The 21,603-nt window shown below is 68.4% G+C and carries 21 protein-coding genes; 12 read left to right on the top strand and 9 right to left on the bottom strand.

Translation table 11 applies throughout. The features are described 5' to 3' along the window. Positions 1–228 precede the first annotated feature (228 nt). The 5 genes from ACFYO1_RS10770 (at position 229) to ACFYO1_RS10750 (ending at position 3,950) form a co-directional block, all read left to right on the top strand. Positions 229–759 (top strand): GtrA family protein, encoded by a 531-nt coding sequence (locus tag ACFYO1_RS10770; protein WP_387229239.1) that lies wholly within the window; start codon positions 229–231, stop codon positions 757–759. 5 nt (positions 760–764) lie between these two features. After that, the gene (locus tag ACFYO1_RS10765) at positions 765–1,400 is read left to right on the top strand and encodes a formylglycine-generating enzyme family protein (RefSeq protein ID WP_387231833.1); all 636 of its coding nucleotides are present in this window, start codon (positions 765–767) and stop codon (positions 1,398–1,400) included. Positions 1,401–1,566: 166 nt separating this feature from the next. Further along, entirely contained in the window at positions 1,567–2,523 is a 957-nt protein-coding gene (locus tag ACFYO1_RS10760; protein WP_387229236.1) for a RimK family alpha-L-glutamate ligase, read from the top strand. A gap of 146 nt (positions 2,524–2,669) precedes the next feature. Next, on the top strand, positions 2,670–2,948 hold the full coding sequence (locus ACFYO1_RS10755) for a hypothetical protein (RefSeq protein WP_150404621.1): 279 nt from the start codon (positions 2,670–2,672) through the stop codon (positions 2,946–2,948). 42 nt (positions 2,949–2,990) lie between these two features. Then, positions 2,991–3,950 (top strand): helix-turn-helix transcriptional regulator, encoded by a 960-nt coding sequence (locus ACFYO1_RS10750; protein WP_387229234.1) that lies wholly within the window; start codon positions 2,991–2,993, stop codon positions 3,948–3,950. A 96-nt stretch (positions 3,951–4,046) separates the two neighbouring features. Here ACFYO1_RS10750 and ACFYO1_RS10745 read toward each other — a convergent pair whose 3' ends face one another. The 3 genes from ACFYO1_RS10745 to ACFYO1_RS10735 all read right to left on the bottom strand — a co-directional run bounded on the left by ACFYO1_RS10745 (position 4,047) and on the right by ACFYO1_RS10735 (position 9,676). Then, positions 4,047–4,559: a hypothetical protein gene (locus tag ACFYO1_RS10745; RefSeq protein ID WP_387229232.1), complete on the bottom strand. Its 513-nt coding sequence runs from the start codon at positions 4,557–4,559 to the stop codon at positions 4,047–4,049. Positions 4,560–4,751: 192 nt separating this feature from the next. Then, on the bottom strand, positions 4,752–8,567 hold the full coding sequence (cobN, locus tag ACFYO1_RS10740) for a cobaltochelatase subunit CobN (RefSeq protein ID WP_387229229.1): 3,816 nt from the start codon (positions 8,565–8,567) through the stop codon (positions 4,752–4,754). 668 nt (positions 8,568–9,235) lie between these two features. After that, positions 9,236–9,676 carry a nuclear transport factor 2 family protein gene (locus ACFYO1_RS10735; RefSeq protein WP_387229226.1) on the bottom strand — a complete coding sequence of 147 codons (441 nt, stop codon included), beginning with the start codon at positions 9,674–9,676 and terminating at the stop codon, positions 9,236–9,238. Positions 9,677–9,916: 240 nt separating this feature from the next. On the opposite strand from ACFYO1_RS10735, the gene ACFYO1_RS10730 reads away from it, so the two are divergent. After that, a complete protein-coding gene (locus ACFYO1_RS10730; RefSeq protein WP_387229224.1) occupies positions 9,917–11,125 on the top strand; it encodes a precorrin-3B synthase in 1,209 nt (402 codons plus the stop codon). Positions 11,126–11,568: 443 nt separating this feature from the next. On the opposite strand, the gene ddaH is transcribed toward ACFYO1_RS10730, so the two are convergent. After that, positions 11,569–12,411, bottom strand: coding sequence for a dimethylargininase (ddaH, locus tag ACFYO1_RS10725; protein ID WP_387229221.1), 843 nt, complete (start codon positions 12,409–12,411; stop codon positions 11,569–11,571). A gap of 138 nt (positions 12,412–12,549) precedes the next feature. Between ddaH and ACFYO1_RS10720 the strand changes: the two genes are divergently transcribed. From ACFYO1_RS10720 to ACFYO1_RS10700, 5 genes are all read left to right on the top strand, one after another. After that, on the top strand, positions 12,550–12,987 hold the full coding sequence (locus tag ACFYO1_RS10720; RefSeq protein WP_150404614.1) for an Lrp/AsnC family transcriptional regulator: 438 nt from the start codon (positions 12,550–12,552) through the stop codon (positions 12,985–12,987). Positions 12,988–13,063: 76 nt separating this feature from the next. Further along, positions 13,064–13,699, top strand: a complete 636-nt coding sequence (locus ACFYO1_RS10715) for a precorrin-8X methylmutase (protein ID WP_387229219.1) — start codon at positions 13,064–13,066, stop codon at positions 13,697–13,699. Positions 13,700–13,797: 98 nt separating this feature from the next. Next, complete coding sequence (gene cobJ / locus ACFYO1_RS10710; RefSeq protein ID WP_387231831.1) at positions 13,798–15,516, top strand: precorrin-3B C(17)-methyltransferase; 1,719 nt, start codon at positions 13,798–13,800, stop codon at positions 15,514–15,516. A 32-nt stretch (positions 15,517–15,548) separates the two neighbouring features. Continuing rightward, positions 15,549–15,815, top strand: coding sequence for a hypothetical protein (locus ACFYO1_RS10705; protein WP_150404611.1), 267 nt, complete (start codon positions 15,549–15,551; stop codon positions 15,813–15,815). A 72-nt stretch (positions 15,816–15,887) separates the two neighbouring features. Beyond that, on the top strand, positions 15,888–16,418 hold the full coding sequence (locus tag ACFYO1_RS10700; RefSeq protein ID WP_387229217.1) for a PadR family transcriptional regulator: 531 nt from the start codon (positions 15,888–15,890) through the stop codon (positions 16,416–16,418). Here ACFYO1_RS10700 and ACFYO1_RS10695 read toward each other — a convergent pair. The 5 genes from ACFYO1_RS10695 to ACFYO1_RS10675 all read right to left on the bottom strand — a co-directional run bounded on the left by ACFYO1_RS10695 (position 16,404) and on the right by ACFYO1_RS10675 (position 20,378). After that, positions 16,404–17,144: a cobalt-precorrin-6A reductase gene (locus ACFYO1_RS10695; protein ID WP_387231829.1), complete on the bottom strand. Its 741-nt coding sequence runs from the start codon at positions 17,142–17,144 to the stop codon at positions 16,404–16,406. The two genes, ACFYO1_RS10700 and ACFYO1_RS10695, sit on opposite strands and share 15 nt — an antisense overlap. Beyond that, positions 17,141–17,758: a hypothetical protein gene (locus ACFYO1_RS10690; protein WP_387229215.1), complete on the bottom strand. Its 618-nt coding sequence runs from the start codon at positions 17,756–17,758 to the stop codon at positions 17,141–17,143. Before ACFYO1_RS10690 ends, ACFYO1_RS10695 begins: the two co-directional genes overlap by 4 nt. A gap of 78 nt (positions 17,759–17,836) precedes the next feature. Next, entirely contained in the window at positions 17,837–19,111 is a 1,275-nt protein-coding gene (gene cbiE, locus ACFYO1_RS10685; protein WP_387229212.1) for a precorrin-6y C5,15-methyltransferase (decarboxylating) subunit CbiE, read from the bottom strand. Then, positions 19,108–19,578, bottom strand: a complete 471-nt coding sequence (locus ACFYO1_RS10680) for a hypothetical protein (protein ID WP_387229209.1) — start codon at positions 19,576–19,578, stop codon at positions 19,108–19,110. The genes cbiE and ACFYO1_RS10680 overlap by 4 nt, the downstream gene beginning before the upstream one ends. Before the next feature lie 44 nt (positions 19,579–19,622). Beyond that, a complete protein-coding gene (locus ACFYO1_RS10675) occupies positions 19,623–20,378 on the bottom strand; it encodes an SDR family NAD(P)-dependent oxidoreductase (RefSeq protein WP_387229206.1) in 756 nt (251 codons plus the stop codon). A gap of 696 nt (positions 20,379–21,074) precedes the next feature. Between ACFYO1_RS10675 and ACFYO1_RS10670 the strand changes: the two genes are divergently transcribed. Then, positions 21,075–21,509 (top strand): pyridoxamine 5'-phosphate oxidase family protein, encoded by a 435-nt coding sequence (locus ACFYO1_RS10670; protein WP_387229203.1) that lies wholly within the window; start codon positions 21,075–21,077, stop codon positions 21,507–21,509. The last annotated feature ends 94 nt before the right edge of the window (positions 21,510–21,603 follow it).

The raw sequence follows: 21,603 nt of genomic DNA, 5'->3' as shown, positions 1-21,603 counted from the left end.
TGAGCATGCGCGCCCGTGCATCTGTACTGACAGCGCACCGACGTGCCCGCACCGGAATCGCCGCCCGAAAACCGTTCGCAGATAACGAAATAGCAACGCCGTCAGCGAAACGTGCCCAAACTGTTCCGCTTGTCGTCACCTGCCGCACCCGAAGAATTCGCCACCGAGCCGCGCCCCGGCAACGGTCCGCCCGCTACTGCCCGGTTGGCCCTCGGATAACCTGGCCCGATGTTCTTGGCCCAGATCGTCGCCGCTCGCGTCCCGCGCCGGATGCTGTCCGTGTTCGTGCGGAACGCGGAGTTGCTCAAATTCCTGACCGTCGGAGCGATCGCCTTCGTCACCACCATGGTGCTCTTCTTCGGGTTGAAATGGACTGTCCTGGAAGGCAAGCCGGTCACCGCGAACGTGGTCGCGGTGTTGATCGCCACCGTGGTCTCCTACGTGCTGAACCGCGAGTGGGCGTTCACCGCGCGCGGCGGACGTGAGCGCCGTCACGAAGCGGCGCTGTTCTTCCTGGTGGCGAGCATCGGCATGGTGATCAACCAGCTGCCGCTGGCGGTGTCGAGCTACCTTTTCCAGCTGCGCACCCCGCACGTCTCGGTGGTGGTGGAGAACATCGCCGACTTCGTCAGCGCGACCATCATCGGCACGCTGCTGGCCACCGTCTTCCGTTGGTGGGCGATGCGCAAGTTCGTGTTCCCCGATCCGGTGCGGCCCGACATGGAACACGACGAGCCGGTCGCCGAGACGCGAGCCTGACCATGCTGGTCACCATCCCGGCGGGAACGGTGACGCTCTCGGATCGGCGCACGCAACGCAGTTGGACGGTCGAGGTCGCGCCCTTCCGGATGGCCGCGGTCCCGGTCACGCAGGAGCAGTACCACCAGGTCACCGGGCTGCGACCGGGCAGCGGCCGCGGCGACCGGTTGCCGGTCGACAGCGTCTCGTGGTGGGACGCCCTGCGGTTCTGCAATGCCCTCTCGGCGCAGGAGGGCCTGACACCCGCGTATCGGCTCGACGACGAGAACGCCGAGTGGGACGACACCGCAGACGGCTACCGGCTTCCCACCGAGGCCGAATGGGAGCACGCGTGCCGCGCGGGCAGCACCGGTCCACGGTATGGCGAACTCGACGAAATCGCCTGGTACCGCGGCAATTCGGAAGGGCGCATGCACGAGGTCGGCGGCAAGCGCCCCAATGCGTGGGGCCTGTACGACATGCTCGGCAACACCTGGGACTGGTGCTGGGACATCTACGACGCCGAAATCTACGGCTCCTACCGGGTATTGCGCGGTGGCGGCTGGTTCGACGAGCACTGGAGCTGCCGCGCCTCGGTGCGCCGGCGCAGTCACCCGACGCTGCGCCTGGACGACGTCGGATTCCGGGTCGCGCGTTCCTGATTCCGCGCGCACCTTGGACTTCGGTTGCAGCCGAATAGCTTTCGGCGGGCCGGGCGTCCGGTATGGTAACGATCAGCCGGTGTGGCATCGGCCGTGGTCACCGCAGCGACGCGGAGTGACACTGTCTCGATAGTGGATTCGCCCCTGCCGCAGGACGTGATGCACGATGCGAAGTACCAGCGACGTCGTGGTATTGACCGATCACAGCTCTACCGAGGGTAGTTCGGGTCAGCTCGCCCGCGCCGTCGAACTGGTCACCGGCGCCGCGCCCTCGATTCTCGACGCGCGACATTTCTACGACGGCGGCGAAGGAGCCCTGCGCCCCGGGGGCCGGCTGGTGATCCCGGCCGAAGCGGTCGATGTGCGGCCGTCCGTGCTCATCGTCTACGAAATTCCGCCGGCGGATCGGTGTCGGTTCACCCGTTTCCAAGCGGACGTGGCCCGCAACGGCATTCCCTGCCTCGGCACCGACGCGCAGGCATGGCGCCAGGCCACCGACAAACGGCACACGGTCGAATGCTTCCGCGCCGCGGGCATTCCGCAGCCGGACTCGCTGGTCCTCGATCGCCCGACCCTGGCCGCCTTCGACCGGCTCGGACGCAACGTGTGGACCCGGCCGGTCGTCGGCTACGGCGGCCACGACGTCTTCCACGTCACCACCGCGGCGCAACTGCACGCGGCGTGCGAGCACTACCGGCGCATCGGCAGCGGCTGGCTGCTCTCCCGCGACGCGCACAACTTCGACGAGCACGGCCGGCGCCATCAATACCGAGTCGTCGTGCTCGGCGACCGGGTGTTGCGGGTGTGCGAACACGTGCAGACCGACCCGGACGTCCCCTGCAACGAGTCGTACGGCGCGATCTCGACCGTGCTCGCGCCCGACGCACTCCCCCAGCCCCTCCGCGAGCTCGCGGTGCGGGCGACAGCATCGGTCGGGCTACCGTTCGGCGGCGTGGATCTGGTGCCCGAACGCGGCGGCGCGGTGTTCGAGGTGAATGTGCATCCCGTGCTCGACGTGCCGCAGGGATTCGAAACGGTGGCGGTTCCGTTCGTGCTCGCGCACCTCACCGATGCCGCCGCGCACAGGCCGGCGCTGCCCGAATCCTCGCGCACACACCGCTGATCGGACATTCCAGACAGGTTCTTCCGTACGCTCCACGGAATCGTCGGCGCCGCACATACTGTCCGGTACAGGCATGGCTATCACCCAGACAACGCGCCAGTGGCAGCTCGAGCAGGTGCCACATCGACCCCGAAGCGAGCGTATTCATGGTCATCTTCGCTGTGCACGACGCCCTCCTCGCGCAGATCGGCAACCCGACCCCGGAAGCGCCGCCGGTCTCGGACAAGATCTTGCAGATGGTTCGCTACCTCACCTGGCTGGTGCTGTTGTCCGGGGTCTGCGGAATCACCTACGCGGGTGGCCGATTCGCGTGGGAGAAGTGGCAGGGCGGTCCGTTGGACTCGCCGAAGATGATCGCCGGGGCGATGATCGGCGGGGTGGTCGCGACCAGCGCGGGCACCATCATGAACGCCGTGGTCGGCTGATCGCGGAAGAATCCCTTCCGCGATTGCTGTCATGATCGACACATGTTGGAGACCTCCGCGCGGCTGCTACGACTGTTGTCGCTGCTACAGCTGCATCGTGACTGGACCGGGCCGGTCCTCGCCGAGCGCCTCGGGGTCTCGACCCGCACCGTGCGCACCGATATCGAGCGACTGCGGACCCTCGGCTACCCGGTGCACGCCACTCCCGGTGTCGCGGGCGGTTATCGACTCGGCGCGGGCTCCGCGTTGCCGCCGCTGCTGCTCGATGACGACGAGGCCGTCGCGGTCGCGGTCGGGCTGGCCACCGCGGCCAACGGCGCGGTCACCGGGATCGAGGAGACCTCGGTGCGGGCGCTGGTGAAGTTGCAGCAGGTGCTGCCGTCGCGGCTGCGTAATCGGGTGCAGGCGTTGACTTCCGCGACCGTGCACGTGCCCGGCGTCGGCAAGCCGACGGTGGACGCCGCCGTGCTCACCGCCGTCGCGGGGGCGATCCGGGCGAGCGAGCGATTGCGGTTCGACTACGAATCCCATTCCGGCACACCGTCACGCCGCGATGTGGAGCCACATCGGCTGGTGCACTGGCGCGGTCACTGGTACCTGGCGGCGTGGGATCCCGGACGCGGCGATTGGCGCACGTTCCGGGTGGATCGAATCACGCCGAAGACGCCGAACGGTCCGCGGTTCACCCCACGCGAGGTGCCGGAGGCGGAGATCGCCGAGCGGGTGCAGCGCGGAGTGGGCGCGGCTACCTGGCGTTTTCGTGCGGTGGTGCGCATGGCCGCCCCGGCCGATGCGATCCGGGCGCGGTTGCCGGCAGCGGTGACGGTCGAGCCGGACGGGCCGGAACACTGTGTGGTGCAGGTGGGTTCGGATTCGCCGCGACTGCTCACGTACTACCTGGCCCTGGCCGACGTCGAGTTCGAGGTGCTGGACGCCCCCGAACTGGCCGACCAACTACTGGCGACCGCCGAGCGATTCCGCCGGGCGGCCGGTTCCCGATGAAACACCGGCGCAGCACAATTCGCCGATACAGTGCAACCCGGCCGGGCCGGCGAAATACGCCGAGCGCGGCCGGGCGATCACTGTCGTAATTTCCCGCTAGGGCTGGTTGGCACCGGCGATGCCACCGATGATTCCGCCGATGATGCAGCCGGGGATGGCACCGATAATGGCGAAGATCAAACCGATCAAGAACCCGATCGCGCAGCCGATCAACACCCCGGCCACGGTCGTACCCGCATCACCGATGAACTGCGGCGCACCCGGCTCCGGGCTCGCCGCGCCGACCGGCGTCAGCGTCAATGTGGTTGCGGCGGCGTTCACTTCCGGCGCGACCCGCACCTGCTGACCGGAGACCGACTGCACGGTGGTCGGCACGGTGGCGACCACCGCCCCGTCCGGCGCCAGCACGGAGACGCCCTGATCGGGCGTCAGCACGAACCTGCCGGAGGCCAGCGTGAGCGTCGCGCTCGAGTGGTCGGGCGCGACCGCCGCCGTGTAGGCGACGCCGTGATCGACCCCGGTGAACGCGGCGTCGGCCACTTCGGCCTGCCCGTGCGCGGTGGCGGCGGCGACGCCGGTGGCGGCAATCGTGAGAACCGCAGTTGCCACAAATTTCCTGATATTCATAAGGCTTTCCAATCATCTAGCCGATTCGATTGGCGTTTCTCCGGAAACGGCCATGGAACACCATCGATCATGCGCTCCGGGCAAGAGCGTTGTCGAGGGAATTCGGCAGATCGAATTGCCTTGCAAGATCAGGTAATTCGAAACTCCCCAATAATTGGGGGGTTGATTTTCGGGCTATTCCAATTCCCCTTCGGTCTCCAAGTAGACCTGGCGCAACCGATCCAGCGTCGCCTGCTCCGGATGCTCCCACAGGTCCCGCTCGGCGGCCTCCAGCAGCCGCTCGGCAATGCCGTGCAGCGCCCACGGGTTGGACTGCTCCATGAACTTGCGGTTCACCTCGTCGAAAACGTAGCTCTCCGCGAGCTTCTCGTACATCCAGTCGGCGACCACATTGGTGGTGGCGTCGTAGCCGAACAGATAGTCGACCGTCGCCGCCATCTCGAACGCGCCCTTGTAGCCGTGCCTGCGCATGGCCTCCAGCCAGCGCGGGTTCACCACGCGAGCGCGGAAGACCCGCGAGGTCTCCTCGGACAGCGTGCGGGTGCGCACCGCGTCCGGGCGGGTACTGTCGCCGATGTAGGCCTCGGGGTTCTTGCCGGTGAGCGCGCGCACGGTGGCGACCATGCCGCCGTGGAACTGGAAGTAGTCGTCGGAGTCGGCGATGTCGTGTTCACGGGTGTCGGTGTTCTTGGCCGCCACCGCGATTCGGCGGTAGGCGGTGCGCATGTCGTCGGCGGCGGGTGCGCCGTCCAGGTCGCGCCCATAGGCGTAGCCGCCCCAGGTGGTGTAGACCTGCGCGAGGTCGTCGTCGGTGCGCCAGCTCTTCGAATCGATGAGCTGCAAGAGGCCCGCGCCGTAGGTGCCCGGCTTGGAACCGAAGATGCGGGTGGTGGCGCGGCGGGCGTCGCCGTGCTCGGCCCGGTCCGCTTCGGCATGCGCGCGAACGTAATTCGATTCGGCGGGCTCGTCCAGCTCGGCGACCATCCGCACCGCGTCGTCGAGCAGGGCGAGCACGTGCGGGAACGCGTCGCGGAAGAAGCCGCTGATGCGCACCGTGACATCGATGCGCGGACGGTCCAATTCGTCGAGCGAGATCAGCTCCAGGGTGGTGACCCGGCGGCTCGCCTCGTCCCACACCGGCCGGACCCCCAGCAGCGCAAGGACTTCGGCGATGTCGTCGCCGGAGGTGCGCATCGCCGAGGTGCCCCACACCGACAGACCCACCGAGCGCGGGTACTCGCCGTGATCGGCCAGATAACGCTCCAGCAGCGAATCCGCCATCGCCTGACCGGTTTCCCAGGCCAGGCGCGAGGGAACGGCCTTCGGGTCGACGGAGTAGAAGTTGCGGCCGGTCGGCAGGACGTTGATCAGTCCGCGCAGCGGCGAGCCGCTGGGGCCCGCGGGGATGAAGCCGCCGTTGAGCGCGTGCAGGACCCGGTCGACCTCGACAGTGGTCTGGCGGAGGCGAGGGACGACTTCGGTTGCGGCGAAACGGAGTACCGCGCGCACCGCGGCGAGCTTGGGATCGGCGGCCAGCGCTGCGGGCGTGTCAGCGTGTGCGACAGCAGGCGCGGCGGCGTCCGTGGCAGCAGGCGCGACGGCGTCCGTGGCAGCAGGCGCGGCGGCGTGCGCGACAGCGTGCGTCGCGGCGTCCGCGACTGCGTTCGTGGCGGCGGTCGAAGGTGCGGCGGGCGAGCCCGTCGTGGCGGCGCGGAGGGAGTCCGCGAACTCGTCGACGAGCCGGTCCACCGCGTCCACCGACCAATCGGCCGCTTGAAGGGCGGCAACGAGTCCGCGCGCCTGGCTCTCGACGACGTCGACTCGGCCGCGGACCTCGGTGCCGGACTCGTCCAGCCCCAGCGCTTCGCGCAGGCCGGGCACGTTGCGCTCGCCGCCCCACAGCTGACGGGCGCGCAGCATGGCCAGCACCAGGTCGACCTCGCTCTCCCCGACCGGCGCCTGGCCGAGGATGTGCAGGCCGTCGCGGATCTGCACGTCCTTGATCTCGCACAGCCAGCCGTCGACGTGCAGCAGCATGTCGTCGAACACGTCCTCGTCCGGGCGTTCGGCGAGACCGAGGTCGTGGTCCATCTTGGCCGCGCGCATCAACGTCCAGATCTGCTGACGGATGGCGGGCAGCTTGGCCGGGTCGAGGGTGGAGATGTTGGCGTGCTCGTCGAGCAGCTGCTCCAAACGCGAGATGTCGCCGTAACTTTCGGCACGGGCCATCGGCGGGATCAGGTGATCGACCAGGGTGGCGTGCGCGCGGCGCTTGGCCTGGGTGCCCTCGCCCGGATCGTTGACCAGGAACGGGTAGATCAGCGGCAGGTCGCCGAGGGCGGCGTCGGTGCCGCAGGAGGCGGACATGCCGAGCGTCTTGCCCGGCAGCCACTCCAGGTTGCCGTGCTTGCCGAGGTGCACCATCGCGTCGGCGCCGAAACCCGCGGGCTCACCCGCCCCGCCGTCGGCCGGCGCCGAGAGCCATCGATAGGCGGCCAGGTAGTGGTGGCTGGGCGGCAGATCGGGATCGTGGTAGATCGCGACCGGGTTCTCGCCGAATCCGCGGGGCGGCTGCACCATCAGCACCACATTGCCGAAACGCAATGCGGCGATGACGATCTCGCCTTTCGGATCGGCGGAGCGGTCCACGTAGAGCTCGCCGGGCGGCGGACCCCAGGACTCGACGATGGCCTCGCGCAGGTCCTCGGGCAGCGTGTCGAACCACGCGGTGTAGGCCGCCGCGCTGATCCGAATCGGGTTGCCCTCCAACTGTTCCGCGGTCAGCCAGTCCGGATCCTGGCCACCGGCGGCGATGAGCGCGTGGATGAGCGCATCCCCGTCCTGCTCGTCCAGGCCGGGGATCTCGCCCGGCGCGCCGAGGTCGTAACCGGCGGCGCGCATTTCGGTGAGCAGGCGGATCGCGCTGGCGGGAGTGTCGAGGCCGACGGCGTTGCCGATGCGGGCATGCTTGGTCGGGTAGGCCGACAGCATCAGCACCACGCGCTTGCGGTCGGCGGGGATGTGGCGCAACCGGGCGTAGCGCGTGGCGATGCCGGCCACCCTGGCCGCGCGCTCGGCATCCGGGACGTAGGTGGACAGGCCGTCGGCGTCGAACTCCTTGAAGGAGAACGGAACCGTGATGATCCGGCCGTCGAACTCGGGGACGGCGACCTGGGTGGCGACGTCGAGCGGGGACAACCCGTCGTCGTTGGCGGCCCACTGGGCGCGGCCGCTGGTCAGGCAGAGGCCTTGCAGGATGGGCACATCCAGGTCGGCGAGCGCGCCGACGTCCCAGGCCTCGTCCTCGCCGCCGGCCGAGGCGGTGGCGGGCTTGGTGCCGCCCGCGGCGAGCACGGTCACCACCAGGGCGTCGGCTTGGCGCAGTGTCGCAAGCAGTTCCGGCTCGGCGGTGCGCAGCGAGGCGCAGTACAGCGGCAGGGCGCGGGCGCCCGCGGCTTCGATCGCCCGGCAGAGGGCGTCGATGTAGCCGGTGTTCCCGGCGAGATGCTGTGCGCGGTAGTAGATCACCGCCACGGTGGGCTGATCGGCGACCGGCTCGGCCGAATCTCGTTCCAGCACACCCCAGCTCGGCAGCTGCACCGGCGGCTCGAAGCCATGTCCGGTCAGCAGGACCGTGTCGGAGAGGAAGTTGTGCAGTTGGCGCAGGTTTTCCGAGCCACCGGCGGCCAGGTAGTTGTGTGCGTCGGCGGCGACACCGCCGGGCACGGTCGAGCATTCCATCAGCTCGGCGTCCGGCGCGATCTCGCCGCCGAGCGCGACCATCGGGATGCCGCTGGCCCGGATCGCGTCGAGCCCGTCCTCCCAGGCGCGCTTGCCGCCGAGGATGCGCACGATCACCAGATCGGCGCCGTCGAGCAGCGCGGGCAGGTCGTCCACGAGCAGTCGAGCGGGGTTGCCCCACCGGTAGTCGGCGCCGCTCGCACGGGCGCTCAGCAGATCGGTGTCGGACGTGGACAGCAGCAGAATCACAGGTGACGGCCTTCCTCGGGTTACGCGCCCATCGGGGTTGCTGCTCGCCGGAGAGGGTCTGGCTTTTCTACAGTGGCGCGACCGCACCGGATTTCCACCGGTTTCCTCGTCGCCCGCCGAGCATGCAGATGCTACCTGCTGGGCTGTGCGGTCCGGTTCAGGCGGTCGCCGCGCGGGCTGCGAGGAAGTCGTCGATGCCGCCCGGGAAATCGGGATCGCGGGCGCGGGCAGCATTCTTGCCGCGGACGGATCGCGCGCGCTCTCCGTTACCCGAGGCGGCGTGGGCCGATGTCAGATTCGCCTGCTGCGGCACTGCAAGTCGCCGACATTCTGCTCCGCGCCTGGGCCGCCGATCACCCGGCGGTCTGCCTGGTGATCGGCGGCACCGGCACCGCGGCAGCCGAATGACGTTCCACCGCAGCATCGGGTAGGGCCGCAAACTCAGCCGCTGGTCGAATTCGTGAAAAGGGCGCTCGTTCACGGTGCGCAGCAGTCCTGCCTCGCGCTCGGTTACCTGGCGTTCGGCGCGGCTGTGCTCGTTGGGATTTGGGCGCCTGGGCGGCACCGGACCGGGGCGGATTCCAGTCCGGTGCCGGAACCGGCGTCGGCGGGCGTGACCGGCGAGCGCTGACGGCTGAACCGATCGGCACCGACGCGGCTCGGGCGGATCAGGTCAGGTCGGCGTTTCCGTCGATGACCTTGAGGTGGTAGTGGAACTTGTTGACCCGCCAGCCATTCGGGGTTCGTTCGGCGCCGATGTCGTAGCTGCCGACGAACGTGCGGGTCTTGCCGTTGGTCGCGGAGTTCTTGACGTGCACGGCGATCGCGTCCGCGTGCACGGTGGCCGTGTCGCCGGCCAGGTCGATCAGGTGGTTTCCGGACTGATGATGGACCCCGTCCAGGTCACCGAGCCCGACCTTCCAGTCCTCGACGATGTCGGTGGCGTCGCGTTCGCCGACCGGCCCGCCGAACCCACCGTCGAAGTCGACCTTCGCCGTGAAAACGGCGTCGACCAGATCCGGCCAGCGACCTTGATCGGTGTAGACGAACATCCGGGTGATCACGTCGACGATCGCGAGCCGATCCGTCAGGGTAGAGATTTCAGACACACGTCGCACATTAGCGATCATGGTGAACCCTCACACCCCCTTATTTCCGCACATCGAGTCGCCGCGCTGACGCGTAAGCGCGGGCCCAAACGGCTCCGGTGTTGAGCGCGTCACGAGCGGCGCTGATTGGCGGTCCGCTGCCGGTCGGCGGTCGGGTTCGTGCAGCACTGTTTCTGGTTGCCGGGTCGGGCGAGTGCTCGATGGATGGGTGGGAGGCGGGGTACGTACCCTGGTTGGACTATGACTCGACAGGTTCCGGATTCTTGTCCCGGCGTGCTGCGGCTGCATGCGGCGGCGGATGGGCCGCTGGCGCGGATAAGGGTGCCGGGCGGGCGGGTGGAGCCGGAGCAGTTGGTGGCGCTGGCGGAGGCGGCGCGCGAGCTCGGGGACGGGAATATCGAGCTGACGTCGCGCGGGAATGTGCAGTTGCGGCAGGTGCGGGACGCGGGTGAGCTGACGGGGCGGCTCGAGGCGGTGGGGTTGCTGCCGAGTCATACGCATGAGCGGGTGCGCAATATTGTCGCTTCGCCGTTGTCCGGACGGATCGGTGGTTCGGCGGACGTGCACGGGCTCGTCCCGGTGCTCGATGCCGGGCTGCTGGCCGCGCCCCGCTTGGCCGAGTTACCCGGGCGGGTGCTGTTCACGCTGGACGACGGGCGCGGGGATATCAGCGGTCTCGGCGGCGATATCGGCGTACATGCCACGGGGACAGACGAATTCGCGCTGATCCTCGCCGGGCATGATTCCGGTATCCGGATCTCGGCGGCCGACGCGGTGGATGTCATGCTCGCGGCCGCGCACGGATTCCTCGACCTGCGCGGTGACGACGCGGGTCGCTGGCGGCTGCACGACATCGAGGACGGGGCCGATCGGGTCGCCGAACTACTCGGCCTCAGCCGTGGCAGCGATCGCGTGGAACTCAGTGCGGCCCAGGATATTCCGATCGGCTGGCTGGATCAGGACAACGGCCTGGTCGCACTGGGCGCCGGTGTCCGCCTCGGCTCCCTGCCCGCCCGCACCGCCGAATTCATCGCCGCCGTCGAACGACCTGTCTTCATCACTCCCTGGCGCAGCCTCGTCCTCCCCGACCTGGACGAATGGACCGCCGAACAGGTCGTCCGCGTACTCGCCCCGATGGAACTCATCTTCGACGCCAACTCCCCCTGGCTCCAGGTCAGCGCCTGCGCAGGCCGCCCAGGTTGTGCGAAGTCCCGCACCGACGTCCGCGCCGACGTAACCGCCGCTGTCGAATCCGGCCGGGTCCTCCCCCCCGATCCGAATCCCCCCGCGCCCCAAGACATCCCACTACTCGACGCAACCGAAGTCACCGTCGCCGGCCGCCAACACTGGTCCGGCTGCGACCGCCGCTGCGGCCGCCCCCACACCCCCGTAACCGACATCGTCGCCACCGACACCGGCCACTACCAATCCTCACCAAAACCAACCTGACCAACCCCGGCAACACGACTCGCACACCATGGCCGACCTTCTTGCCTGTGTCGTTGCCGCCTAAGTCGCCGGGCTGCAACCGATCACCGACACTCTTTGCCGCGCCCATTCGCCAAACCAGCCGAGCGGCGCGGGCAGGGGACCAGCACCGCAGACCGCCACGCGGTAGGTGGAATCGCACGACCAGCCGGTGCATCGATGCGGACAACCGCCGGCTCTCGCACCGGCGTCTTCGATCCACCCGCCGGTCCGCGAAATGGAATGCGGCACAACCTATTAGAAAAACGGCACATGGTGGCGGCGTCGCCCGGCAGCGGGCCGCGACCATGTGCCGTTGATCGGGAGACGCTGCGCACCACCGAGCGTTTCCATGATCAACGGGACGTGGTGGCGGAGTAGGCGGAGTGTCGCCGCCACCATGTCCCGTTGGCGAAAGCAGTTCGCTACTCGTGGATCTCCAGGGTGCAGCATTTGACGCTGCCGCCGGCCTTGAGGAGTTCGGACATGTCGATGCCGATGGGGTTGTAGTCGCGGGCGCGGAGCTCTGCGGACAGGGCGGTGGCCTTGTCGCTGAGGAAGACGTTCAGGCCGTCGGAAACGCCGTTCAATCCGAGCACCTCGGCGTCGGCGTCGGTGGCCACGATCGCGTCGGGGTAGAGCTCGGTGAGCACCGCCCGGCTGGCGGGGCTGAAGGCCGGCGGGAAGTAGGCGATGGTGGTCGCGTCGAGGGGCAGCAGGACGGTGTCGAGGTGATAGAACCGCGGGTCGACCAGCTCCAGCGACACCACCTCGCGGGAAAAGTGTTGCGCCACTTCCTGATGCGCGGCGGGCGAGCTGCGGAAGCCCATGCCGGCCAGCATCCGGTCACCGACCAGGAGGAAGTCGCCTTCACCCTCGTTGACCTCTTGGGCATCGACCAGTCCGGCGAGACCCTGCTGGGCGAACCAATTGTGATACGCCGGGCCCTCGGCGGCCCGCTCGACGTGGGTGAACCGGGCCGACATCGCGCGGTCGCCGACGATGAGGCCGCCGTTGGCCGCGAACACCATGTCGGGCAGCCCGGGGACGCCGGGCACCACGTCGACCTTGTGCCCGTACTCCTCGTAGGTCGCGCGCAGCGTTTCCCACTGCAACAGGGCGAGGGCGGGGTCGACCGGTGCGTTCGGATCCATCCACGGATTGATGCAGTAGGTGACGTCGAAGTAATCCGGACGGCACATGACGAACCGTCGCGGCGACGGCTTACGGGTAGTGGACTCGGCGCGGAGGGTGGCTACGGAGGTCAACGTGTCTCCCGGTGGGTCGGCGCGAACTTGCGGCTCACACGACCGTAATTCGCCTACTATTGCGCCAGGAACAACGAATCGTTGCGCATTTCGACCTCAGAACACCGATTCATTGTGCAACAAGGAAGCAGGTGTGACGTGGACGATATCGACCGGCGGATTCTGGAGCACCTGCTGAGACAGGCACGAGCCTCGTTCCAGGAAATCGGCAGCGCGGTCGGCCTCACCGCGCCCGCGGTGAAGCGGCGCGTCGACAAGATGGTCGCGAGCAAACAGATCACCGGTTTCACCGCGCTGGTGAACCCGGCGGCGATGGGCTGGAAGACCGAGGCGTACGTCGAGGTGTACTACCGCGACAACATCTCCCCCGCCGAACTGCGCCGCACGCTGGAACCGATCCCGCAGATCGTCGGCGTGTGGACCATCGCCGGCGAGGCCGACGCCCTGGTGCACGTCATGGCCACCGACATGGCCGAGATCGAGGTCACCGTCGAGCGCATCCGCGAGAACGCGCGGGTCGGCCGCACCCGCAGCTCGATCGTCATGTCCCGCATCCTCGAACGTCCCCGCACCTGATTGCCGCAAACGCGAACCGGATCCTCCGGCGACCCGCGCCGACCTGGCCGGGAACCCACCTCTTAGGGTGGAGCGCATGTCCGACGTGCGTGCCAGCTACCTCACCGACGGGGCCGAGATCTATCGGCGCTCGTTCGCGATGATCCGCGCCGAGGCGGATCTCAGCGGGTTTCCGCTGGACGTGGCGCAGGTGGTGGTACGGATGATCCACGGTTGCGGGCAGGTGGATCTGGCCGAGGACGTGGCGTTTTCGCCGGGGGTGGTGGCTTCGGCGCGGGCCGCGTTGCGGGCGGGGGCGCCGATTCTGTGTGACGCGAACATGGTCGCGTCCGGGGTGACGCGTAAGCGGCTGCCCGCCGGCAATCCGGTGCTGTGCACGCTCACCGATCCGCGAGTGCCGGAACTTGCCGCGGCGCTGGGGAATACGCGGTCCGCGGCGGCGCTCGAGCTGTGGCGGGAGCATCTCGACGGTGCCGTCGTCGCCATCGGGAACGCGCCGACCGCGCTGTTCCATCTGCTCGACCTGCTCGACGCGGGTGCTCCTCGCCCGGCCGCCATCCTGGGCATCCCGGTCGGCTTCATCGGTGCGGCGGAGTCGAAGGACGCGCTGATCGATTTCGGCGGCATCGAGTACCTGACCGTTCGTGGCCGGCGGGGTGGCAGCGCGATCACCGCCTCGGCGCTGAATGCGATTGCGAGCGAACAGGAATGACGAACGGTACGCAGCCTCGCGCTGACCACGCCGTGCGTGCTGACGGCACCAGCGACACCAGTATCGCGCCGTTGATCGACGGCTCAGGTGCGCCGCCGATGGACACTCCGGGGTCAGCGACAGCCGAATCACGAACGCCGCCAGGGAAGTTGTGGGGTGTCGGGCTCGGCCCCGGCGATCCCGAGCTGGTCACGGTGAAGGCGGCGCGGATCATCGGTCAGGCCGATGTAATCGCGTTCCACAGCGCACGGCATGGGCGGAGCATCTCCAAAGGAATTGCCGCGCCGTACATGCGAGCCGGGCAGTTGGAGGAGCACCTCGTCTATCCGGTGACCACCGAGACCACCGATCATCCCGGCGGTTATCAAGGTGCGATCGATGAGTTCTATGAACAAGCGGCCGAGCGGCTTGCCAGGCATCTGGCGGCAGGGCGTTCGGTTGCGCTGCTCGCCGCGGGTGACCCGCTGTTCTACAGCTCCTACATGCACATGCACCGGCGGTTGGCCGATCGGTTCGAGGCGGAGATCATTCCGGGCATCACCTCGGTGAGCGCGGCGTCGGCGGCGCTCGGCACCCCGCTGGTCGAGGGCGAGCAGGTGCTGACCATTCTGCCGGGCACCATGCCCGTCGATGAGCTGACCCGTCGGCTCCGCGACACCGAGGCCGCCGCCATCATGAAGCTCGGCCGCACCTACCCCGGTGTGCGCCAGGCCCTTTCGGATTCCGGCCGACTCGATGACGCCTTCTACATCGAACGCGCGAGTAGCACTCGCCAGCGCGTCCTGCGCGCGGGCGACGTCGACGACGCGGACGTCCCCTACTTCTCCATCACGCTCGTCCCCGGCCCGACGCCGACTACCCCACTCCCCCCCGCCAAAGCAGAACCCGCCGCGGTGTATCAGGATCCGAAAACTCACGAATCACGCTCAGCAGCAAACCATCTCGCGACACAGCCAGTAAGCAACGCCGCGTACCGCCAAGGTCGAGCGCACGCCGCCGACGTTCAAGTCAGCACTTCCGACCAGGAATTCGCACAGGGCAACCCTCCCGGTCACGTTGTCGTCGTCGGCCTCGGCCCCGGTGCGGCCGAGTGGACGACCACCGAGGTGCACGAAGCGCTCGCGGACGCAACAGATCTCGTCGGTTACACCACTTACTTGAACCGGGTGCCCGAACGCCCCGGCCAGCGCAGGCACGCCAGCGACAACCGCGTCGAGTCCGAGCGCGCCGCCATGGCGTTGGACTTGGCCAGCCGCGGCGCACGGGTCGTGGTGGTCTCGTCAGGCGATCCCGGCGTGTTCGCGATGGCGGCGGCGGTGCTGGAGGAGGCCGCCGATCCCCAGTGGCGGGGGGTGCCGGTGCGGGTGCTGCCGGGCATGACCGCGGCCAACGCGGTGGCCAGCCGGGTCGGGGCGCCGCTGGGGCACGACTACGCGATGATCTCCCTCTCCGATCGCCTGAAACCGTGGGAGGTTGTCGCCCAACGCCTTTCCGCCGTGGCCGCGGCCGACATGGCGATCGCCGTCTACAACCCCGCCTCCTCGCAGCGCACCTGGCAGGTCGGCGCCATGCGCGACCTGCTGCTCGAGCATCGCAAGCCGGACACGCCCGTGGTGCTCGGCCGGGACGTGGGCGGCCCGGCGGAGTCCGTGCGTGTGGTGCAGCTCGGCGAACTCGAGCCGGCCGAGGTCGACATGCGCACCCTGCTGATCATCGGCGCGTCCACCACCGCGATACAGGAAACCGACCGAGGAGTCCGTGTTTATACCTCGCGACGCTACGCCCGCGCGGGCGACGCACCCTCGCCCGACGCGTAAGATCTCCTGACGCACTGACGATTGGAGGGATCTTGGCCGCGACACTGTCGGAGCTGACGCTGCGCGCCCGAGCCCTGGAGGCCCGAGCTACCGCCGGCGAACAAGCACTCGACGAACAGGGTGACGTCCTCAGCGAACTCGCGGCCCTCACCAGGAAAGCGCTCGACGGTATCGACCGGATCGAGGAGCGGACCGAAAAGATCGAGGAAGACCTCGTCGAACTGCGCCTGGGTCAGGCGCGCTTGGAAGAGGGCATGGCGCTGGTGCTGGCCCGTCTCGACCAGCTGGCCGGAAAGTAGGCCGGCCGCCGATCCGGCGCACGTTCGTATAACATTCCATTATGGAAGGTTGAGGGCGAAGGGAGCAGTCGGTTGACGAACACCGCGACCAGCCGCAAGCCGTTGAACTCCACGGCCGCGTCGCTGCTCGGATTTCTGCACGAAGGACCGATGTCCGGCTGGGATCTGGTGGCCAAGGCCCAGGACCGGATCGGGGACTTCTGGACGATCACGCAAAGCCAGGTCTACCGCGAGCTCGCCTCGATGGACGCGGCCGGCCTGGTCGAGAAGGGCGCACCGGGCGCCCGGGAACGCACGCCATACCTGATCACCGACGCGGGACGTGAAGTGTTCCTGGAGTGGATCGCTCGCGACCCCGGCGGCGAGAACATCCGGTTCCCACTGCTGTTGACGCTCTCCTTCGGCGACCATCTCGATCGCCCGCATCTGGATCGAATCATCGCCGCCAACCGGGAGATCCACCAGACGCGACTCAGCAGGTACCTGGACGAGGATCCGACCGACCTGCCCGCCTTCGCCCGCGCCACCCTGGATTTCGGTATCGGGTACGAACGCGCGGTGCTCGACTGGTTCGATCGCCTGCCCGAGCTACTCGGCAGCTGACCTCAGCCAATCCCATACCTGCGCAACGTTTTCCATGATCACCGCGCCTGCGGGAAGTGGGGGGCGGTCGATCATGACAACAGGAAGTCCCGCCCGGCGAGCGGCGGTCAGTTTGGCCTCGGTCTGGTCGCCGCCGCTGTCCTTTGTGACGACGACATCGATGCGGCGGTCCGCCAACAGCCGGACCTCGTCCTCGATCCGGAAAGGTCCACGGGCAAGCAGCAATTCGTGCCGCGGCGGGAGTTCGCCCGCCGGCGGATCGATCGCGCGGATCAGAAACCACTGGCGGGTCGATCCGGCGAAAGCGCCGACACCCTGTCGGCCGATGGTCAGGAAGACCCGATCCCCCAGTTCCCCAACGGCCTTCGCCGCGGCGCCGAGATCGGGCACCCGGATCCACCGATCGCCGGGCCGCGCCGACCAGCCGGGCCGCCGCAGATGCACGAGCGGCAAGCGCAGATCCGCCGCTGCCGCAGCGGCATTCGCGCTGATGCTGCCCGCGAACGGATGGGTGGCATCGACCACGGACTCGATACCGTTGTCTGCCAACCATTTCCGCAGACCCTCGACCCCACCGAAACCGCCGACGCGCACCGCGCCGACCGGCAGCAAGGGGTCGCGAACGCGTCCGGCGAGCGAGGAGACGATGTCGAATCCTTGCTCGCCGGACGCGATGGCGGCCAGTTCCCGGGCTTCCCGGGTACCGCCCAGAATCAGGGTTTTCAGGGCTGACCGCTGAAGTAGGCGATGCCCGCGTTCAGCAGCGACGGTCCGCCCGCGACGGCCAGGCCGATAATCGCGCCGAGCACGGCACCGGGCAGGATGCCGACACCGAAGAACAGGATTCCGACCGCGGCGCCGATCAATCCGCCGACGAGCGCACCGAGCGAGGCCCGCTGCAGCTCGGCGAAGAACCAGTCCTGCGCGCCGATGAATTCGGCGGCGACCGGCGCGTTCGCGTTCGGCGCGACCTTCGGGGTCAGGGTCAGCTGCTTGGCGTCGTCGGCGATGGCTGCGGCGATCTCCACCTGCTCGCCCTTGACCGGCTGGGTCAGCGGAATGGTGGTGACGGTCTGGCCCGCGGCGTTGGTCAGAGTGACCGACTGCTTGTCCGCGGCCAGGCTGAACGCGCCGCCGGTGACGTTGGTGACGACGGACTTGCCCGCGTCGGCCAACTGCAGCGCGTAGCTGACACCCTGGTCCTCGCCCGTGACGGACGGGACGGCGGCGGTCTGGTCCTGCACGGCGGGCGGCGTGGGCGCGGCATACGCGGTGCCCGCGCTGACTCCGGTGGCGGCGATGGCCAAAAGTGCGGTAGCGGCGAACTTCTTGTATTTCATCTATCTCCCCATCAGGAACCGGATCTCCGATCATGACCGGAACTCGGCCCCGACCCTACCCGCTGGAGTGAACCCTTTTCATTCGTGGACTTCATTCTGCGGGTTCGCTCTGTGCAGTTTCACAACTGACAATTGCGTGACGGGGAGTTGCGGACGCCAGGTCGTGAACGATCCCAGCGGCTCCGCACGATAGATCTGAAACTTCCGCAATGTGCCGCCGTGCGCGGCCGCCCAGCTGAGCAGCAGCGATTCGGATTCCGCGGTCACCGCGTTCACCACGAGGCGGCCGCCCTGTCGCAGCTGTGCCCAGCATGTCTCGAATAGGCCAGGCTGGGTGAGTCCGCCGCCGATGAAAATGGCGTCGGGAGCGGAGGATTGCGATGCCGCGGTCTGCCGCAGTTCGGCGGCGGCCTCGCCGCGTACGACGATGTTCGGTACGCCGAGGGCGGCCGCGTTGTCGGCGATCTGCTTCCGTCGATGTTCGAGGCGTTCGAAAGTGATTGCGCGGCAGGTGGGGTGGGTGCGGCACCATTCGATCGCGATGCTGCCCGAACCGCCGCCGATGTCCCACAGGAGTTCGCCGGGGGCGGGGGCCAGGGCGGTCAGGGTCAGGGCGCGGACCTCGTGCTTGGTGAGTTGCCCGTCGCCGGTGAACAGTTCGTCCGGCAGGCCCGGCAGTCGCGTCGCTCGAAGGTGGTCCGGGTCGGCGACGCATTCGATTGCCACGATGTTCAACGGATCACCCGCCGGTCGCTGCCATTGTTCGGCGATACCCGCCTCGACGTGTTCCGCCGGACCGCCGAGCTGCTCGAGCACGGTCACTGCCGAATTCCCGAATCCGTTGCGCCCCAGCAACTCCGCCAGCCGACCCGGTGTGTGCTCATCAGCACTGAGCACCAAAACCCGTCGGCCGTCGACCAACTCCGGGATGACTGTCTCCAACGCGCGCCCCACCACACTGATCACCGGCGTCTCGGCGACTCCCCACCCTAATCTGGCGCACGCCAACGAAACCGACGACGGCTGCGGCAGTACCCGAAGCGCCTCCGCACCCAGCAACCGGGCCAACGTCACCCCGATCCCATAGAACATGGGATCCCCACTCGCCAGGACGCACACCCGCGCGCCCGCATACCGCTCGAACAACCCGGGCAGCGCAGGCACCAACGGCGACGGCCACACCACCCGCTCCCCCACCGAATCCCGTTCCGGCACAAGCGAAATCTGCCGCGCAGACCCGAAAAGCACCTCCGCCGTAGCGATCGCCTCCCGCGCCGCCCGCCCGAGCCCGTCCCACCCATCGGCCCCGATCCCGACCACCGCGACCGGCGGACCAGACCACGAACCCGTCATCGCACGGCACCGCGCAGGACATCCAGCGTCAGGTGACGCGGCGACGGCAACCGGCCCACACCACCCCGCCCCACACCCACCGAAACACCCGCCGCCAAATCACTTCCCGGCAGCGTCACGCGACGCGGCGACGGCAACCGGCCCGCACCTGCCTGACCGACACCTACCGAAACACCCGCCATCAGATCACTTCCCGGCAGCGTCACGCGACACGGCGACACCACCCGGCCCACACCGCCCTGCCCCACACCCACCGAAACACCCGCCGCCAAATCACTTCGCAGCAACGTCAGGCGACGCGGCGACACCACCCGGCCCGCACCTCCCTGACCGATACTCGCCGAAACACCCACCACCAGCTCGCTTCCCCGCAGCGTCAGGCGACGCGGCGACACCACCCGACCCACACGGCCCTGCCCCACACCCATCGAAACACCCGGCACCAGATCATTTTCCGGCACCGTCACGCGACCCGACGACACCACCCGGCCCACACCTCGCTGACCGACACTCACCGGGGCATCCGGCGCCAGATCGATTGGGGCATAAGGCGCATCGCGACGAATACCAGTCGCAGGATGCCCGGAGTGGTGACGACTCCCGCGCGCTTGTGCAGGCCCTTGACCACAGCGGCGGCTACCTGGTCGGGGGTGCTGGAGAACGGGGCCGGTTCCATGCCCGCGGTCATTCGGCCGATGACGAAGCCGGTGCGCACCAGCAGAAGGTGAACGCCGGTGCCGTACAACGCATCCGCGAGTCCGCTGGCGAAACCGTCGAGGCCGGCCTTCGCCGATCCGTAGACGTAGTTGGCCCGGCGGACGCGCACACCCGCGACCGAGCTGAACACGACGATCTGCCCTTCCCCTTGTGCGCGAAGGAGATTCGCGAGGGTGGTGAGCACGCTGACCTGAGCGACATAGTCGGTCTGCACCACGGCGATCGCGTGCGCCGGATCCTGTTCGGCCCGCGCCTGATCACCGAGCACGCCGAACGCGAGCACCGCCACGCCGATCTGCCCGTACTCGGCCGCGATCTTCTCCAGGAAAGCCGGATGGGCCGCGGTGTCGTCGGCGTCGAACTCCACGCAATGCACGGCCGCCGCGCCGCCCTCGGTCAACGCCGCGACCTGCTCGCTCAGGTCCCCACTCCGCCGCGCCGCGAGAATGACCACCTGCCCCGGCGCCAGCCGCCGCGCCACCTCGAGCCCGATCTCGCTGCGCCCGCCGAGCAGCAGCACCGTCCCCTCCGCAATCCCGCGCAATCCCATGCCCTAAGTCTGTCATTCCACTCCCACCCACCCGCACACCCCACACCCAACGAACCCCACCGAGCCAACACCCGAGTACGCCCACCGCGAAGTCCCGTTGACCGCACTGCGCTTCACCGAACGGGCCACCGCGGCGACAACCTCCCGCGTCCTCCCGCGCCGGCGAGCCCCTCGTTCCCGACCCGGTGATCCCACTCATTCTCGAATCGACAGGCGACGCCGAGGGACACGTCCAACCGCCCCGCCAAACGGGACACCACCGAGCCAATTACCGCGTGTCGCCACCATGAAGTCCCATCCGACACGCCACGACCCACCGAGCGGGACACCGAGCTTCACCGAACCGGACCCCCGCAGCGGCAACCTCCCGAGCTACCGCGCCGGCGGGCGCCGCGTTCCCGACCTGGTGGTCCCACTCATTCTCAAATCGACAGACGACGCCGAGGGACACGTCCAACCGCCCCCGCGCCAAACGGGACACCACCGAGCCAATTACCGAGTGCGGCCACCGTGAGGTCCCGGTGACCACGCCACTGTTCACCGAGTGGGACACCATCGTGGGGCCCTTCAGGGTGCTACCGCCGTGGTGTCCCGTTGGTTCGAAATTGTGCATGAGGGGCCGCTGGGTTTCTGGATTCGGCGCGGAGACGGCGTCCCTGCGAGGTGCGGGGTGGAGGTGGCGGCTACGGTCGGGGGATGGCGACCCAGATTGTGGAGCTCTCTCCGGCAGCGCTCGAGTTCGTGACCGAACGGCACCTTGCGACGTTGACTACGTTGCGGGGCAACGGGACACCGCATGTTGTCGCGGTGGGATTCACCTGGGATCCGGAGGCCGGTATCGCCAGGGTGATCACCGATGGTGGGTCGACGAAGGTGCGCAACGTGCGGCGGGGTAGTTATGCCGCCGTCAGTCAGGTCGAGGGGCGTCGGTGGCTCACGCTGGAGGGGCCGGCGACGGTGCTCGATGATCCGGAATCGGTTGCCGAGGCGGTCGAGCGGTACGCGGGACGCTACCGGGTGCCTCGCGAAAACCCCACTCGCGTAGTAATCGCCATCCAGGTCCAGCGCATCCTGTCCAGCTCCACCCTGGTTGCGCCCTCGGCCGACAACGGCTCAGCTCGACCGCTGTAGACAAAAACGCGCCTGCCCGACCCCTATCAAATGGAAACGCGCCCGCCAAGGCTCGCAGCAGACAGAAACGCGCCCGCTCGGACTCGAGCGGGCG

It is taken from the genome of Nocardia sp. NPDC006044 (assembly GCF_042871115.1).
Lineage (GTDB): Bacteria > Actinomycetota > Actinomycetes > Mycobacteriales > Mycobacteriaceae > Nocardia.
The sequence above is the reverse complement of the archived record's forward strand: the minus strand, read 5'-3'. Positions and strand labels throughout refer to the sequence as shown.

Bases quoted from the DNA above. Each gene is read 5' to 3' on its own strand.
- ACFYO1_RS10770 (WP_387229239.1), top strand. From the start codon at position 229: ATGTTCTTGGCCCAGATCGTCGCCGCTCGCGTCCCGCGCCGGATGCTG.
- ACFYO1_RS10760 (WP_387229236.1), top strand. From the start codon at position 1,567: ATGCGAAGTACCAGCGACGTCGTGGTATTGACCGATCACAGCTCTACC.
- ACFYO1_RS10755 (WP_150404621.1), top strand. From the start codon at position 2,670: ATGGTCATCTTCGCTGTGCACGACGCCCTCCTCGCGCAGATCGGCAAC.
- ACFYO1_RS10750 (WP_387229234.1), top strand. From the start codon at position 2,991: ATGTTGGAGACCTCCGCGCGGCTGCTACGACTGTTGTCGCTGCTACAG.
- ACFYO1_RS10730 (WP_387229224.1), top strand. From the start codon at position 9,917: ATGACTCGACAGGTTCCGGATTCTTGTCCCGGCGTGCTGCGGCTGCAT.
- ACFYO1_RS10715 (WP_387229219.1), top strand. From the start codon at position 13,064: ATGTCCGACGTGCGTGCCAGCTACCTCACCGACGGGGCCGAGATCTAT.
- cobJ (WP_387231831.1), top strand. From the start codon at position 13,798: ATGGACACTCCGGGGTCAGCGACAGCCGAATCACGAACGCCGCCAGGG.
- ACFYO1_RS10690 (WP_387229215.1), bottom strand. From the start codon at position 17,758: ATGAAATACAAGAAGTTCGCCGCTACCGCACTTTTGGCCATCGCCGCC.
- cbiE (WP_387229212.1), bottom strand. From the start codon at position 19,111: ATGACGGGTTCGTGGTCTGGTCCGCCGGTCGCGGTGGTCGGGATCGGG.
- ACFYO1_RS10675 (WP_387229206.1), bottom strand. From the start codon at position 20,378: ATGGGATTGCGCGGGATTGCGGAGGGGACGGTGCTGCTGCTCGGCGGG.
- ACFYO1_RS10670 (WP_387229203.1), top strand. From the start codon at position 21,075: ATGGCGACCCAGATTGTGGAGCTCTCTCCGGCAGCGCTCGAGTTCGTG.